Origin of the sequence: Rahnella selenatireducens, assembly GCF_046449555.1 — a bacterium.
In the GTDB taxonomy this organism is placed as follows: domain Bacteria; phylum Pseudomonadota; class Gammaproteobacteria; order Enterobacterales; family Enterobacteriaceae; genus Rahnella; species Rahnella selenatireducens.
In genome coordinates, this window is record NZ_JBKEZJ010000001.1 from 515055 (window position 1) to 530265 (window position 15211).

Here is a 15211-nt window from a genome sequence, read left to right on the forward strand (position 1 = left end):
ACATGATTTCACGTAACGCCCTGAATTTCTCTGGTGGTCCCGGCGCATTGCCGGAAACGGTTCTGGCGCAGGTCGAGGCCGCCATCAAAGAAGTGCCGGAGGTTGGTCTGTCGATCCTCGGGATCAGCCACCGCTCAGACTGGTTCGCTGCCGTCGTCGAAGAAACGGAAAATAACATTCGTACCCTGCTCGGCTTGTCCAAGGATTTCCATATTCTGTTTCTGCAAGGCGGTGCGACGCAGCAGTTTTCCATGGTGCCGATGACGTTACTTCGCGGCCAGAAACATGCGGCTGAATATCTGGATACCGGTTACTGGAGCAGCAAGGTGGTGACCGAAGCGCGTCGCGAAGGCCCGGTAAAAGTGCTGTGGAGCGGTGAGTCCTGTGGTTTTAACCGTCTGCCAACTGATGACGAACTGGACTTTTCACCGGACGCACCATATCTGCATTACGTTTCGAACGAAACCGTGGAAGGGCTGCAATTCCAGCGCGTTGTGGGCCGCGACGACGTGCCGCGCGTCTGCGATATGTCCTCTGATTTCCTGTCTAAGCCGTGCGATGCCAATAAATTCTCGGTGATTTACGCTCACGCCCAGAAAAACATCGGCCCGGCTGGTGTGACTATCGTGCTGGTTCATGACACCGTAGTGAAAGCGTCTTCCGACGAACTACCGACCTTCCTCAACTACCGCCGTCAGGTTGAATCCCATTCCAATCTGAATACGCCGCCGGTCTTTGCGATTTACGTGGTTCTGCTGGTCACCCGATGGCTACTTAACGACGTTGGAGGTCTGGAGAACATGGCCCAAACCAACCGCCATAAAGCCGAATTGCTGTATGCGATGCTTGATAACAGCGACGGTTTCTACAAAGGCTGGAGCAGTAAGGAAGACCGTTCACAGATGAACGTGGCGTTTAAATTGCCGGATGAAACGCTTGAGCAAAAGTTCCTGGCAGAAAGCCATGAAGCCGGTTTCTCAGGTCTGGCGGGCCACCGCGCCATTGGCGGTATCCGCGCCTCAATCTATAACGCCCTTTCACTGCCAGCGGCAGAAAAACTGACCAACTTTATGGATGACTTCCTGCGCCATAACCGCAAATAAATCTCTTTGTCATCAATAAAAAACCCCCGGCTGATCAACAGGCGGGGGCTTTTTTACGGCTAAAAATCAGTGCTGATGAGACTTCGGTTCGTAGTTTTTCAAATGCGCAATCGCAGTATTGATCATGTGTGAATCCAGCCCGTGGCCCATGCCCGGCTGAATGTTCAGGGTGCAATCGCAGCCTAATGATTTGAGGCGCTCAGTGGCACTTTTTGACTGGAACGGATTAATCACCGGATCCTGTTCACCGTGAATAAAATGCACCACCGTACCGGCAGAAATCGGTTTTTCCGGCAGAACGGAGAAACGTCCGCTGAAAGCCACAATGCGCGAAGCCAGATGTTCTTCCACTTTGGTGGATTCCAGCGCCATGATGGTCCCCTGAGAGAAACCAATCAGCGTGGTATGTTCCGGCGGCACGCCGGTTTTCTGCTGCCAGTCGCGAACAATTTCGACGAATGCGGGCATCGCCGCATCGACACGCGGCTGACGGTTTTGCTCAGTCACGCCCTGCACTGAGAACCACTGGAAACCACGGCCAAAATCACAGATGTCCGGGCTGCCGACGCTGATAACCTGCGCCTGTGGAAAAGAAAGCGCAAAAAACTTGCCGATCTCGCCCATGGAAATCGGGTTATCGCCCACGCCATGAAACAGTAAAATCAGCTGGTTAGCTCTTTCTTCCGGTTGCTGCACAATAATCTGTTCTGAGCTCATGAATTTCTCCCGTTGTAGGCTAATGGCCTTACTATACGCCGCCCGCCGGTCAGTGAAATCGGGTTTTATTGAATGAGTCTTTCCATTTTTTGCAATGAAACCGTGGGTTTAATCGCCAGCGTATGGGGAAATCACCCGCTGATGCCAAATCTCACACGCCGCCGCGTCCGTGGCTTTCAGCGCCAGTGCCGTTTCATGACGCCAGTGAACCAGCAGGTCTTTCCGGCCATTCAGTCGCAGCATCTGCACAATGTCGGCGACACTTTTCCCCTGTTGCAGGTAAGCGCGCAGGCCGACCAGCGGCAGGGAAAGTTGCAGTAAGAGGCGGTTCAGCGCCGGTAAGCTGCTTTCCAGCGGCCGGTGCGCAAACGCGAATCCGGCCAGTTCGCGCCAGTCAGCTTCATCTAATAATAAATCGCCCGTTAACGGCAGCGGCAGCTGGCTGTCAATCTGCGGTGCCAGCCAGCGCCAGTCGCGGTTGATCTGCAACTCTGCGGCATCCGTCAGCGCCTTTCCGGCAGGGCTTAACGGTAACAGCGCCATCGCGGCGTAACATCCGCTGCTGGCCTCTTTCTGCGTACTCACGCGCACCAGACGAAAACCGGCCTGCTGCCACAACGCGGCGAGCTCATCGGTATACCCGAAACTGACCGACATAAAATCCAGCCCCTGTTGCTGAGCGCTGTGTTTTTGCTGCATCAGCAACTCGCGGGCAATTCCCTGACGCCGGAACGCCGGATGAACAGCAATACGGCTGATGCGGCGCGAACGCAAAACCGCCGCCTGCGGAAAACCTGCGTGCGCGGCAAGGGATTGTGCGACCAGATTCCCGCGCGGACGCCGCCTTCCGGCCCAGACTTCATGCGCAAGTTCCGCACTCAGCCCGCCCTCTTCCACCAGCCACAACGCACCGGTCAGCGTGTTCTTCTGCCGGGCGGCACTGAAAATCATGCCCGGTGCATCGAGCAGGCGGCGCAAATCCAGTGGCGAAGTGCGGTAATGCGCGCTGGTCAGTAAACCGTAAAACTGCTGCAAAAGCGCAGGTTCACGCAGCCAGTCGCTGGCATCAATGGAGAATATTTCGGACGTTCCTGTCGTGGTATCTCCGGCAGGAATTTCTTCCGAAAACAGCAATAACTCGCTGATGAACGGCTCCAGCAGATCGCCTGAGGACCAGCGGACCGGTTCGGTCAGACGCAAATCATGCCAGTGCGGCAGCGAGGCGCAGAATTTAAGCAGAAAACCGCGGCCGGTGCCTTCATAGCCCTGAACCGTGGTGGTAAGTAAAACACGGGGAAACGACGCGATCAGCGCAGAGAGCATCGGTGCGGGGATCGCCGCCGCTTCATCGATAATCAGCCATTCGGCGTCCGTCACCGGCTCAGCGCTGCATAGCGCGAGCAAGGCATCCGGTGCGCTAAAACAGGCCGATTCCGGAAGATGACTTAGGATTTGATTTGCAGACGCTTTCCCCGGCGCAGTTATCCGGCAGGTGCCCGGCCAGCGGCTGGCAAGCATGCCGGCCAGCGTTGATTTGCCGCGGCCACGCGGTGCCGTCAGCACCCAGACGCCGGAGTCCGCGTTCATCAGCTGTTGTAAAATCAGATGCTGTTGAGGTGTTGGCTGGCCGTCGGGCGGCGTCCATGCAACGGCGGGCGATAATGGTGGAATGGCTAGAGGCGCATTCTGACGACACACGGAAATTTCCGGATGGCTACATAGTAAAGTTTGAAAACGTTGGATAAAACGCGGAGCCGGGATCGCCTGCGGCCGTTCGCTCCAGCGCAGACTGTCGGCATCAGGACGCTGCGGCCAGTCATCCCATTCCGGCACCAGTAAAATCAGCCAGCTTCCCGCTTTCAGAATGCCGGAAAATACTGCCAGTGCGTCGGCATTCAGCCCGGTTCGTGCGTCGAATACACCGTGCTGTTTTTCCTGCCCCAGCAACGTGTGTACCGCAGAAAAAGTCACAGACTGCGCGCCTGCCGGGGAATCCCCGCCGACCCATACCCAGTCGCCCGGTTGTCCTTGTGCGAACTGCTCCGCCTGCGCCGCGCACCATGCGGCATCGCCGCTGAAAACCAGCAGCCGGCGAACGCCTTGTTCAAGCATCTGCTGTTGCAGGGTATTTTTTAGCGCAATATCCATGGGTTATCGCTCAGGTTTTTCCCACCAGCATCGACAGCAGACCTGCCGCAATCAGCGGCCCGACCGGAACGCCTTTAAACATCGCCACGCCCAGCACCGTCCCGACCAGCAGACCCGCCACCAGATGCGGCTGACTGCCCATCAGTGTCAAACCGCGTCCGCCCAGCCATGACACCAGCACACCCACCAGAATTGCCAGAATGGATTTCCAGTGGAAGAAAGAGTGAACCACGGTACTGGCGCTGATTTTGCCGCTGGCAATCGGTGCCATCACGCCGATGGTTAAAATAATAATGCCGATGGTGAGACCGTATTTTTCAATCCACGGAAAGAAATTATTGAGCGGTGTAATGCGCACCGTCAGGAGAAAAAACATTGCGATTGTGACGGCACTGTTGTGACTGATAATTCCGAGACCGGCAAAAACCAGCAGAATTAAAAGGGTTGGATCGAGAAAAGCCATGGCGTTCCCAGCGGTTCAACATGCAGATGAAAGAGAGGTTCAGTGAGCCTCTCAAAGTCGGACATTGATTATTGAACAGTTTTTACTGGCAGACCAGAGCTTATTCTCACTTAATCAGCGGCTGGCGAAGGTGTTGCACTGATCAGGATTACCGGTGTCGAACCCGCGTTTAAACCAGGTGTAGCGCTGTTGAGACGTGCCGTGCGTAAAGCTGTCTGGCACGACGCGCCCCTGACTTTGCTGTTGCAAACGGTCATCGCCGATCGCCTGCGCGGCATCCAGCGCTTCTTTTAAATCGCCTTCTTCCAGGACGTTTTGCTGTTGCATCGCGTGGCCCCAGACACCGGCGTAACAGTCGGCCTGAAGTTCCATTTTTACGGAAAGCTGATTCACCACGGTTTGCGAAGCGCCCTGCTGCATCTGACGAACTTTGCGCTCGGTGCCCAGAAGGTTTTGCACATGGTGACCGACTTCGTGCGCAACCACATAACCCTGCGCAAAATCGCCGCCCGCACCGAGCTTATTCTGCAAATCCTGATAGAAAGACAGATCGATGTAAACCGTGCTGTCCGCCGGGCAATAAAACGGCCCCATGACCGACTGACCGGTGCCACACCCGGTTCGGGTTGAGCCGCGGTACATCACCAGTTTTGGCTCGCGGTAAGTCATCCCCTCTTTCTGAAAAATTTCTTTCCAGGTATCTTCTGTTGACGCGAGGATCACGGACGTGAATTTCGCCTGCTCGTCATCTTTCGGGCTGATGGATTGCGATTGCGTCTGACGCTGTATGTCGCCGGACTGACCGCCGTCGATCAGCGGCGTCAGGTCGATGCCGTAATAACCGGCCACCAGCACGACAATAATAATCACAATGCCGCTTTTGCCACGAATAGGCAGGCGCATTCCGCCACCGCCCATTCCCGGCCCGCCGTTAGATCCTTCTCCGCGTCTGTCTTCTACATTGTCGCTTTCGCGACGCCCTTGCCAACGCATACCCCACCTCCAGACTGTTTTTTTAAAGACTAGCCAGCGCACACGATTAATACCATCTGCGAAGGGACGTAATTTTAGGCGAGGAATATTTAAATGAAATAAAACAGTGAGGAAAAGGGAAAATAAAACGTAAATAAAATAACGGGTGATGATTTTCATCACCCGTTGAACACCGGGCCGCACCGCGTAAACGATTGCGCAGACCCGCTAAAAAATAGCGTTCGCTTAGTCCAGTTTTACACCGATGCGATGCGCAACTTCTTCGTACGCTTCGATCAGGCCACCGAGGCTCTGGCGGTAACGGTCTTTATCCATCTTGTTCAGGGTCTCTTTATCCCACAGGCGGCTGCCGTCCGGGGAGAATTCATCACCCAGCACCACTTCACCGTTGAACAGACCAAACTCCAGTTTGAAATCGACCAGGATCAGACCCGCATCGTCAAACAGTTTGCTCAGAACGTCGTTCGCTTTGTAGCTCAGCTCTTTCATGCGCGCGAGGTTTTCCTCGTTTACCCAGCCAAAAGTCTTGCAGTAAGACTCATTGATCATCGGGTCGTGCATCGCATCATTTTTCAGGAACAAATCGAACAACGGCGGGTTCAGTTCCAGACCTTCTTCAATGCCCAGACGTTTTACCAGCGAACCAGCAGCACGGTTACGGATAACGCATTCAACCGGGACCATATCCAGTTTTTTCACCAGCACTTCGGTGTCAGACAGCAGGCGTTCCATTTGCGTTGGGATACCCGCTTCTTCCAGCTTAGCCATGATGAAATGGTTAAATTTGTTGTTAACCAACCCTTTACGGTCGAACTGCTCAATACGCTGACCATCCAGTGCTGACGTATCGTTACGGAACTCCAGTACCAGAAGGTTCGGGTTTTCGGTGGTGTAGACGGTTTTCGCCTTGCCGCGATACAACTCAGCTAACTTTTGCATCTTTACTTACTCCAGTGGAAAAAACAGATGTAAAAAGGGGCCGGAGCCCCTTGGTATTATTTTGCGCTGCTCTGGCTAAACGCGGCCTGCATGACCGCCACCATCGCGTCGTTCTGCGACTGGCTGAGAGCATGTCCTTTCGGATCAAGGAACTGCAAGCTACTGCGGTTATCGAGATCGCCGACCTGAATTTTGTAATCACCGGAAGTGAGGCCCGGATCTTTCGCACCCAGTGTCTGCCACGCGTCGTCGTTCAGCGGTTTGTAGGTCACGGACAATGTGCCCTGCGGACGGCTGCTGTCGGTGACTTTCATGCCGGCTTTCGCCAGGGCATTCGGCAGGCGATCCCAAACGGTACCGTAGCTCGCTCGAATAATCAGCACCGGTAAACCGGTATCATCCGCGCCACTCTGGACATCAATCTCACCCACACGACGGTTGTCGAGGCGTGCCTGAGTATCCTGCTGCACTTTATCCAGATTCGCCGTGATGGCGTTCATCATCTGGCTGTTATAACGCTGGATTTCAGCTGTTGTTGTGACCGCTTTATCCTGCTGTTTCAGCTCAAGCGTTTTCACGGTCAGCGCTAACTGGTAGCTCTGCTGTTTCACGCTGATCTGATAACGGCCCTGATACTGGAAGTCTTCATCTGCACGATTCCAGTTAACGAAATCAGTGGTCAGAGTCTGGTTAGCATCATCACGGTTAGCAATTTTGTAATTATTTTGTTCAACGGCTTTCACTACGCTGTTCCACAGGTCGCGGTTTTGCGGCGTGTTTTCCAGCAGCACGGTGCTGCTATCACCAGAGAACTGGGTCTGAGAACCGTTAAGTAAGGCCAGAGGCTGGGACGGCGGACGAATGTCGAGTTGTTTACCGACAGCGCCCTGCATTGAACCGGCCTGAATTTCATACGTACCGTTCTGAACCGGTAAAATCATGCCCGCTGGCGCCTTCAGCTCATGCAGCGCAGCGGCGTCCAGATAGGATTCATCGCCGCTTACCTGGCGCTTATAACGTTGATCACTTGAACACGCGGCCAGCAACATAATCAGGGAAACCCCGACCACTTTTGCTACGGCAGACTTCTGCAAATGGGTCATCTGGAAACTATTCTTGTCAAATAAAGAGGCCATCAAATCTTCCTAAGAGTTACAGCAAACCGGCGTTTTTTAATGCTTCTTCCACGACCGGACGGGCAGCATCTGTTAACGGCGTCATAGGCAGACGCAGAGTATCGGTTGCCATCAAACCCAGTGCCTTACAGGCCCATTTCACCGGGATTGGGTTTGCTTCTACAAACAAATGCTGATGCAACGGCATCAGGCGCTGATTCAGGCGACGCGCTTCGGCAAAGTTACCGGCGGCCGCCAGCTCACACAGTTGAGCCATTTCACGGGCAGCTACGTTGGCAGTGACGGAAATGACGCCCTTGCCGCCGAGTTGCATAAAGTCCAGACCGCTGGCGTCATCGCCGCTCAGCAGAATGAAATCTTCATCATCAACCAGCACTTGGATCTGACTAACACGACTTAAGTTCCCTGTTGCCTCTTTAACAGCAACAATATTCTTCAATTTTGCTAAACGCGCGATGGTCGGCGGCAACATATCGCAGCCGGTACGTGAAGGCACGTTGTAGAGAATTTGCGGCAGAGACGTGTTTTCAGCAATCGCTTTGAAATGCTGATACAGGCCTTCCTGCGTCGGGCGGTTGTAATACGGAGTGACTGTCAGGCAGCCAACAACGCCACTTTTTTCAAAGCGTTGTGTAAGAGAAATCGCTTCAGCGGTGGCATTTGCCCCTGTGCCTGCGATAACAGGAATGCGCCCATCGGCCAGTTCCAGCGTCTGAAGAACCACGTCACCGTGCTCTTCATGGCTTAACGTTGCCGACTCACCGGTCGTGCCAACGGAAACGATCGCCGCAGTACCACTGGACACATGATAATCAATCAGTTTTTTCAGACTCGCGCGATCGACAGCACCTTTGGTGTCCATCGGCGTAACCAGTGCAACAATACTTCCCGTAAACATTGACCTTCCCCTCCACAAACAGGTCACTCATGGTACTTTTGACACCACTGCAAAAGCAAGCAAACAACGAGCGGTAAGCGCTTGTCCGGCGGTTTTTTTTATGTTTACCTTGGGAATACTCCCAAGCACGACAGGAAGACACAATTTGCCGCAGCCACAACAACATTATCTGGTTATTACCGCATTAGGTGCCGATCGTCCGGGTATCGTGAACACCATCACCCGTCAGGTCAGCAGCTGCGGCTGTAATATCGAAGACAGCCGTCTGGCGATGCTCGGTGATGAATTTACGTTTATTATGCTGCTTTCCGGCAGCTGGAATGCCATCACGCTGATTGAATCTACCCTGCCGCAAAAAGGCGCAGAGCTGGAATTATTGATCGTGATGAAGCGTACCAGCGCACATGAACGCCCGCCGATGCCTGCTACGGTTTGGGTAAAAGTGGATGTCAAAGACTCCCCTCATCTGATTGAGCGTTTTACTGATTTATTCGATACACATCAGATGAATATCGCCGAACTTGCGTCAAAAACACGTCCGGCCGATGCGACCACGCCTGCGCAGTTATCTATTCAGATGACCGCGCACAGTGCCGCCAATACCGACCCGGCAATTATTGAGCAAGCTTTCCATCAGCTATGTACAGAACTGAAAGCGCAAGGCAGTATTAACGTCGTTAGTTATTCTGAGAATGAAGATAAACTGCAGTAACCGCTAAGAGATACGGAGAAAGACAATGAGCCCACTGAAAGCCGGTGATCCTGCGCCGCAATTTAGTTTGCCCGATCAAGATGGTGAACAAATTAATCTGGCCGACTTCCAGGGACAGAAAGTCCTGGTCTATTTCTACCCTAAAGCGATGACGCCGGGCTGCACCGTGCAGGCCTGCGGTCTTCGCGACAACATGGATCAGTTGAAAAGCGCAGGCGTTGAAGTGTTGGGGATCAGCACCGATAAGCCAGAAAAACTGTCACGCTTCGCAGAAAAAGAGCTGCTGAACTTCACATTACTGTCCGATGAAGATCATCAGGTTTGCGAACAGTTTGGCGTCTGGGGTGAAAAATCCTTTATGGGGAAAACCTACGACGGCATCCATCGCATCAGCTTCCTGCTCGATGGAAATGGCAACGTTGAGAAGGTCTTCGACGACTTTAAAACCACCAACCACCACGACATTGTGATGGCTTACCTCAACGGCAACTGAGCCAAAAGGTAACCTTCACACCATCACAAGGTTGGCTTGCGGTAGTGGAAAATAAAAAAGCGCAGACGCGCTTTTTTTATTGCTGCTAAACCAAAACCCGCCGCTCTTCTAAACGGTTTCGTTCAGGGATTCATCCGGCCAGACATGAACCACGGCCTTGACCAGTGTGGCAAGCGGTATCGCGAAGAATACGCCCCAGAATCCCCACAGTCCGCCGAATACCACCACCGACAGAATAATCACCAGCGGATGCAGGTTCACTGCTTCCGAGAACAGCAGCGGCACAATAACGTTGCCGTCCAATCCCTGAACCACCAGATATGCCACGATCAGCGTCCAGAAATCCGCACCAAGCCCCCACTGGAACATCGCCACAATGACGACCGGAATGGTGACCAGCATCGCGCCGATGTACGGGATCAGAACCGATACGCCCACCAGAACGGCCAGTAAGAGCGAATAACGCAAGTCCATAATCCAGAACACCAGATAGGTCGCCACACCCACGATGATCATTTCCAGCACTTTTCCGCGGATATAATTGGTGATTTGCTGGTTCATCTCTGCCCAGACTTGCCCGGCCAGACCGCGATCGCGGGGCAAAATGCGGCGCACAGCATTCAGCATCTGCTCTTTATCCTTGAGCAAAAAGAACACCATCATCGGCACCAGAATCAGGTAGATCGCCAGCGTTAGTAACCCGACCAGCGACGCCAGTGAATACTTCACTACGGATTCGCCCAGCCCCGACAGCTTGCTGCGCAGGTTTTCGGCCATCATATCAATGATGCCCGCATCCACCAGCGCCGGATAACGTTTGGGCAACGTGGCGGCAAAATCATAGAAACGGTTAAGCATACTCGGCAAATCGGCCAGCAAATTGACGCCTTGCTGCCACGTCACCGGCGCCACCACAAACATGCCGAGCAGTAAAATACCGGCAAATATAATCAGCACTACACTGACCGACAGCGTGCGCGTCAGCCCGATATGTTGCAGCCGCACCGTCGGCCATTCCAGTAAATACGCCAGCACAATCGCCACTAAAAGCGGTGCCAGAATGCCGTTGAGGAAATAAAGAATACAAAAACCCGCCACCAGAATAGCCAGCAGCGCGATGGCCTGCGGGTCAGTAAAACGGCGGCGATACCATTGCAATAACATGTCCAACATCGTGAGAACACTCCTGTAAATTCCGGGTCTGGCGGGTTTGCGCTGTAGGTTCCCTGCGCGCTCAGACACAAGTAACTATCTTCAAATTTCGTTGTCACACAACTGTAGCTGCGGAGTGTTTTAAACTCTCACGAGGATAGCTACTATAGAGAGCAGAGCAAAGAAAAGCGTCACAAAATAGCAATGTGACCAACAGTTCATGGACGAAAAGCTCTTAATGCTTATCGGCATGGCGGTTAACTTATTGGGAAGCAAATGTTTATGGTAATGCGGTTGAAAAAAACGGTGATCGCCCTGTGTCTTGGCAGCCTGTTCACTGGCACAGTCCTACCCGCAGGAGCCGACGACAGTTCATTCTGGTCGACGCCCGTTGGTTCTTCATCCCAAAACACCCGTTCACCGTCAGCGCCAGTGTCAAGCGATCAGCTTCCTGATATCGGCACAACAGCAGGCGGGACGCTCAGTATCAATCAGGAATTGCAGATGGGCGATTTTTACGTCCGTCAGATGCGCGCCAGTACGCCGCTGATAAACGATCCGCTGCTGAATCAATACATTAACGCGCTCGGACAACGTCTGGTCGCCCACGCATATTCCGTCCGCACGCCTTTCCATTTCTTTATCGTCAACAATGATGAGCTGAACGCCTTTGCCTTCTTCGGCGGCAACGTGGTGCTTCACTCGTCGCTGTTCCGTTATACCGATAACGAAAGCCAGCTGGCTTCTGTGATGGCGCACGAAATTTCTCACGTAACGCAACGCCATCTGGCGCGTGCGATGGAAGATCAGCAGCGTAACGCGCCGCTGACTTGGGTTGGCGCGCTCGGATCGATTCTTCTGGCAATGGCCAGTCCGCAAATGGGTATGGCGGCGCTGACCGGCACGCTGGCCGGAACCGCGCAGGGGATGATCAGTTTCACACAGGCCAACGAACAGGAAGCTGACCGAATCGGGATCCAGGTGTTGCAGCGCTCCGGGTTTGATCCGCAGGCGATGCCCGCATTCCTGCAAAAGCTTGCCGATCAGGCCAGTTATTCGACACGTCCGCCGGAAATGCTGCTGACGCACCCGCTGCCTGACAGCCGTCTCGCCGATATCCGTAACCGCGCCAACCAGATGCCGCATATGTTCGTCCAGTCGTCACAGGACTACGTGATGGCGAAAGTGCGCATCCTCGGGATGTACGGTTCAGAAAGCTATCCGCTCTCCGATGACTATCTGAACAAACTGAGCAATGGCAACATCCGAGAACAGCTGGCAGCGAAATACGGCCACGCGTTACAGTTCTATAAAGCGAAAAAATTCGATCAGGCGCGCGCCATTCTTGAGCCGCTGCTGACAACCTATCCGGGCAACGAATGGTTGCTCGATTTATCCACCGATAATGACATCGACAGTAAACGCGCTCCGCAGGCGATCGCCCGTCTGGAGCAAGCTGGTGCTGCGACCAGTTCCAACCCTGTTTTGCAGCTGAACCTCGCAAACGCCTATCTGGAAGGCGCAAAACCGGCGAATGCCATGAAAATTCTGAACCGTTATACGTTCAATTATCCGGGCGACCCGAACGGCTGGGATTTATTGTCTCAGGCTGCCGCCGCGCAAGGCTTGCGTGCTCAGGAACTGGCCGCACGCGCTGAAAGTATGGCGCTGGTTGGACGTCTGGATCAGGCAATTGAAATGCTGAGTAATGCCAGTGCATTGCAGAAATTAGGCAGCCTGGAACAGGCACGTTACGACGCACGTATTGATCAGCTCCGCCAGTTGCAGGGGCGTTTCCGTCAGTATCAGAAAGGCTGATGTCTGAATCTATCAGGGAGAAAGTTATGTCAGGTGAAGTTGCGATTTATCACAATCCGCGCTGCTCAAAGAGTCGCGAAACGTTGAAACTGCTGGAAGATGAAGGCATTACGCCGGAAGTGATCCTGTATCTGGACATGCCTCCGTCTGTCGAAACGTTGCAATATTTGCTGAAAAAACTGGGCTTCAGCTCTGCGCGGGAGTTAATCCGTAAAGGCGAGGAGATTTATAAGACGCTGAATCTGGCCGATAAAAATCTGAGTGAGGCCCAGCTTTTACAGGCGATGGTGGAAAACCCGAAACTGATTGAACGTCCGATTGTGATCGCCAACGGCAAAGCGCGTTTAGGCCGGCCACCGGAACAGGTGAAAGAGATTTTGTAATTGCCCGCGTCAAATTCGGGTTCGTCACACGAACCCGGATCCTCTCCGGTCCCCCCTGATTTACAGCCCGAGAATTTCTTTCACAAACGGGATCGTGAGTTTCCGCTGCGCTGTGATGGACGCGCGATCGAGCTGATCCAGCGTCATGAACAATGTCCGCATTTCGCGATCCAGACGTTTTAACAGGAAACGCCCCACATCCTCCGGCAATTCAAAACCGCGCAGTTTGGCGCGCAGCTGTAATGCCTGAAGTTTTTCTTCATCGGAAAGCGGTTGGAGTTTGTAGATTTGCCCCCAGTCGAGGCGGGAAGCGAGATCCGGCAAGCTGAGATTCAGCTGGCGCGGAGGACGATCGCCGGTAATAAACAGGCGCGTGCGGCCAGTTTCGAGAATGCGGTTATAAAGATGGAAAACGGCCGCTTCCCATTCATCATCTCCGGCAATCCCTTCGATATTATCAATGCAAACCAGCGCCAGATGCTCCATGCCGTCCAGCACTTCAGGGACGAAATAAGCGCGCTTGTCTAAAGGCACATAACCCACGGCTTCACCGCGTTGCGATAATTCGGCGCAGGCTGCATGTAAAAGATGGCTGCGGCCACCGCCTTCACGGGACCAGAAATAAATGTACGTGCCGTGTTCCTGTTGCAATGCGGTCTGAATCGCAGAAAGCAGAGAAGAGTTTTCCCCCGGATGAAAACTGGCAAAAATCTCATCATCGGGCAGATAAAGTGGCAGGGAAAGCTGTGCCGGCGTATTCAGAAGCACCTCAACCAAAGCGGTATGAAGACCGCAGATGTTGTCACGTCAATAAAAGGAACTGCCGAATTCTAGCAAGGATCCGCGGTGAAATGAACTGTGCCCGGTGCAACCGCTTGCGATCCGAGCACCAGACCGGTTGCGTGCTGGCAAACCGGTCAGGAATGATCCCCCTCAGGCTGGCGGATTTTCCCGCTCGTCTTCAACATCAATGATCTGTTCTTCGCCACGGAAAATCTCAATCACTTTGAACAGCAGGCTCAGGAAGATACCGACAATCGTGGCCAGCGCCATGCCTTTTAGCTCCGCCGCACCGATGTGGATCTTCGCGCCGCTGACGCCGATGATCAGGATCACCGCAGTCAGGATCAGGTTCTGCGCTTTGTTGTAATCCACTTTAGATTCAATCAGCACGCGGATACCGGACGCGCCAATCACACCGTACAACAGCAGAGAAACGCCACCCATCACCGGAACCGGAACGGCCTGAATTGCCGCTGCCAGTTTTCCGATACAGGAAAGCAGAATTGCCAGAATCGCCGCGCCGCCGATAACCCATGTGCTGTAAACCTTGGTGATCGCCATCACGCCAATATTTTCGCCATACGTGGTGTTTGGCGTAGAACCGAAGAAACCGGATAACACGGTAGAAAGGCCGTTAGCCAGCATCGAGCGGTGCAGGCCCGGATCACGCAGCAAATCTTTCTTCACAATGTTGGCCGTCACGACTAAATGCCCGACGTGCTCGGCAATAACCACCAGCGCTGCAGGCAAAATGGTCAGGATCGCCACCCATTCGAAACGCGGTGTGTAGAAAGTTGGCAGAGCAAACCAGTGCGCGTTTGCAATCGCAGAAACATCCACAACGCCCATAAAGAAGGACAGCGCATACCCCACCAGCACGCTAATCAGAATCGGGATAATGGCGAGGAATCCACGGAACAGAACGGAGCCCAGAATAGTCACCGACAGCGTCACCAGAGAGATGATGATCGTCTTGGAATCCACCGGCACGCCGTCAGCCGGCAACAAACCGGCCATATTGGCAGCCACTCCGGCCAGCTCCAGCCCGATGACGGCAACGATTGCGCCCATCGCCGCAGGCGGGAACATCACGTTAATCCAGCCAATCCCGGCTTTCTTAACAATCAGCGCCACCAGGCAGAACAACAGGCCGCAGGCAATGAATCCGCCCAGCGCCACTTCATACCCCATCGGTAACAGCAACAGCACCGGTGAAATGAACGCGAAGCTTGAACCCAGATAGGCCGGTATTTTCCCTTTACAGACAAATAAATACAGCAAAGTCCCTATGCCATTGAACAGCAGCACCGTTGCCGGGTTAATTTTGAACAGAATGGGAACCAGAACGGTGGCACCAAACATGGCAAACAGATGCTGGAAACTCAGGGGGATTGTCTGCAGTAAAGGCGGACGTTCGCTTACCCCGATGACACGACGGGTCATAAATTGATCCTCTGTGAATGATGACGAGTA

Annotated in this window: 15 protein-coding genes; 5 read left to right on the forward strand and 10 right to left on the reverse strand. The window is 53.7% G+C overall.

Going from position 1 to position 15211, the window contains the following annotated elements; all coding sequences use genetic code 11:
* Positions 1-2: 2 nt before the first annotated feature.
* The gene (locus tag ACLBVC_RS02525; RefSeq protein WP_410147884.1) at positions 3-1103 is read left to right on the forward strand and encodes a phosphoserine transaminase; all 1101 of its coding nucleotides are present in this window, start codon (positions 3-5) and stop codon (positions 1101-1103) included.
* A gap of 66 nt (positions 1104-1169) precedes the next feature.
* On the opposite strand, the gene ypfH is transcribed toward ACLBVC_RS02525, so the two are convergent.
* The 7 genes from ypfH to dapA all read right to left on the reverse strand — a co-directional run bounded on the left by ypfH (position 1170) and on the right by dapA (position 8397).
* The gene (gene ypfH / locus ACLBVC_RS02530; protein WP_410147885.1) at positions 1170-1820 is read right to left on the reverse strand and encodes an esterase; all 651 of its coding nucleotides are present in this window, start codon (positions 1818-1820) and stop codon (positions 1170-1172) included.
* A 108-nt stretch (positions 1821-1928) separates the two neighbouring features.
* A complete protein-coding gene (locus ACLBVC_RS02535; RefSeq protein ID WP_410147886.1) occupies positions 1929-3968 on the reverse strand; it encodes a tRNA(Met) cytidine acetyltransferase TmcA in 2040 nt (679 codons plus the stop codon).
* A gap of 10 nt (positions 3969-3978) precedes the next feature.
* A complete protein-coding gene (locus tag ACLBVC_RS02540; protein ID WP_101075569.1) occupies positions 3979-4431 on the reverse strand; it encodes a DUF441 domain-containing protein in 453 nt (150 codons plus the stop codon).
* Between the two features lie 114 nt (positions 4432-4545).
* Complete coding sequence (gene ypfJ / locus ACLBVC_RS02545; protein ID WP_195814254.1) at positions 4546-5424, reverse strand: KPN_02809 family neutral zinc metallopeptidase; 879 nt, start codon at positions 5422-5424, stop codon at positions 4546-4548.
* A gap of 225 nt (positions 5425-5649) precedes the next feature.
* Entirely contained in the window at positions 5650-6363 is a 714-nt protein-coding gene (gene purC, locus ACLBVC_RS02550) for a phosphoribosylaminoimidazolesuccinocarboxamide synthase (protein WP_410147888.1), read from the reverse strand.
* Between the two features lie 56 nt (positions 6364-6419).
* Positions 6420-7499, reverse strand: a complete 1080-nt coding sequence (gene bamC, locus ACLBVC_RS02555) for an outer membrane protein assembly factor BamC (RefSeq protein ID WP_410147889.1) — start codon at positions 7497-7499, stop codon at positions 6420-6422.
* A gap of 16 nt (positions 7500-7515) precedes the next feature.
* Positions 7516-8397, reverse strand: a complete 882-nt coding sequence (dapA, locus tag ACLBVC_RS02560; RefSeq protein WP_410147890.1) for a 4-hydroxy-tetrahydrodipicolinate synthase — start codon at positions 8395-8397, stop codon at positions 7516-7518.
* 145 nt (positions 8398-8542) lie between these two features.
* Between dapA and ACLBVC_RS02565 the strand changes: the two genes are divergently transcribed.
* Both ACLBVC_RS02565 and bcp read left to right on the forward strand, forming a co-directional pair.
* Positions 8543-9109 carry a glycine cleavage system transcriptional repressor gene (locus tag ACLBVC_RS02565; protein ID WP_152327942.1) on the forward strand — a complete coding sequence of 189 codons (567 nt, stop codon included), beginning with the start codon at positions 8543-8545 and terminating at the stop codon, positions 9107-9109.
* Positions 9110-9134: 25 nt separating this feature from the next.
* A complete protein-coding gene (gene bcp / locus ACLBVC_RS02570) occupies positions 9135-9602 on the forward strand; it encodes a thioredoxin-dependent thiol peroxidase (RefSeq protein ID WP_165059358.1) in 468 nt (155 codons plus the stop codon).
* A gap of 108 nt (positions 9603-9710) precedes the next feature.
* Here the strand turns inward: bcp and ACLBVC_RS02575 are convergent, their stop codons facing one another.
* A complete protein-coding gene (locus ACLBVC_RS02575) occupies positions 9711-10775 on the reverse strand; it encodes an AI-2E family transporter (RefSeq protein ID WP_410147891.1) in 1065 nt (354 codons plus the stop codon).
* A 261-nt stretch (positions 10776-11036) separates the two neighbouring features.
* Between ACLBVC_RS02575 and bepA the strand changes: the two genes are divergently transcribed.
* Together bepA and arsC are read left to right on the forward strand one after the other, a co-directional pair.
* The gene (gene bepA / locus ACLBVC_RS02580; RefSeq protein ID WP_458351912.1) at positions 11037-12572 is read left to right on the forward strand and encodes a beta-barrel assembly-enhancing protease; all 1536 of its coding nucleotides are present in this window, start codon (positions 11037-11039) and stop codon (positions 12570-12572) included.
* A 26-nt stretch (positions 12573-12598) separates the two neighbouring features.
* Positions 12599-12955: an arsenate reductase (glutaredoxin) gene (gene arsC, locus ACLBVC_RS02585; protein WP_410147892.1), complete on the forward strand. Its 357-nt coding sequence runs from the start codon at positions 12599-12601 to the stop codon at positions 12953-12955.
* A 60-nt stretch (positions 12956-13015) separates the two neighbouring features.
* On the opposite strand, the gene hda is transcribed toward arsC, so the two are convergent.
* Both hda and uraA read right to left on the reverse strand, forming a co-directional pair.
* Positions 13016-13723, reverse strand: a complete 708-nt coding sequence (hda, locus tag ACLBVC_RS02590; protein ID WP_410148085.1) for a DnaA inactivator Hda — start codon at positions 13721-13723, stop codon at positions 13016-13018.
* Positions 13724-13888: 165 nt separating this feature from the next.
* Positions 13889-15181 (reverse strand): uracil permease, encoded by a 1293-nt coding sequence (gene uraA, locus ACLBVC_RS02595; protein ID WP_410147893.1) that lies wholly within the window; start codon positions 15179-15181, stop codon positions 13889-13891.
* Positions 15182-15211 lie beyond the last annotated feature (30 nt).

Coding starts and splice junctions, on each gene's coding strand:
- ACLBVC_RS02525 (WP_410147884.1), top strand. CDS start 3: ATGATTTCACGTAACGCCCTGAATTTCTCTGGTGGTCCCGGCGCATTG.
- ypfH (WP_410147885.1), bottom strand. CDS start 1,820: ATGAGCTCAGAACAGATTATTGTGCAGCAACCGGAAGAAAGAGCTAAC.
- ACLBVC_RS02535 (WP_410147886.1), bottom strand. CDS start 3,968: ATGGATATTGCGCTAAAAAATACCCTGCAACAGCAGATGCTTGAACAA.
- ACLBVC_RS02540 (WP_101075569.1), bottom strand. CDS start 4,431: ATGGCTTTTCTCGATCCAACCCTTTTAATTCTGCTGGTTTTTGCCGGT.
- ypfJ (WP_195814254.1), bottom strand. CDS start 5,424: ATGCGTTGGCAAGGGCGTCGCGAAAGCGACAATGTAGAAGACAGACGC.
- purC (WP_410147888.1), bottom strand. CDS start 6,363: ATGCAAAAGTTAGCTGAGTTGTATCGCGGCAAGGCGAAAACCGTCTAC.
- bamC (WP_410147889.1), bottom strand. CDS start 7,499: ATGGCCTCTTTATTTGACAAGAATAGTTTCCAGATGACCCATTTGCAG.
- dapA (WP_410147890.1), bottom strand. CDS start 8,397: ATGTTTACGGGAAGTATTGTTGCACTGGTTACGCCGATGGACACCAAA.
- bcp (WP_165059358.1), top strand. CDS start 9,135: ATGAGCCCACTGAAAGCCGGTGATCCTGCGCCGCAATTTAGTTTGCCC.
- ACLBVC_RS02575 (WP_410147891.1), bottom strand. CDS start 10,775: ATGTTGGACATGTTATTGCAATGGTATCGCCGCCGTTTTACTGACCCG.
- bepA (WP_458351912.1), top strand. CDS start 11,037: ATGGTAATGCGGTTGAAAAAAACGGTGATCGCCCTGTGTCTTGGCAGC.
- arsC (WP_410147892.1), top strand. CDS start 12,599: ATGTCAGGTGAAGTTGCGATTTATCACAATCCGCGCTGCTCAAAGAGT.
- uraA (WP_410147893.1), bottom strand. CDS start 15,181: ATGACCCGTCGTGTCATCGGGGTAAGCGAACGTCCGCCTTTACTGCAG.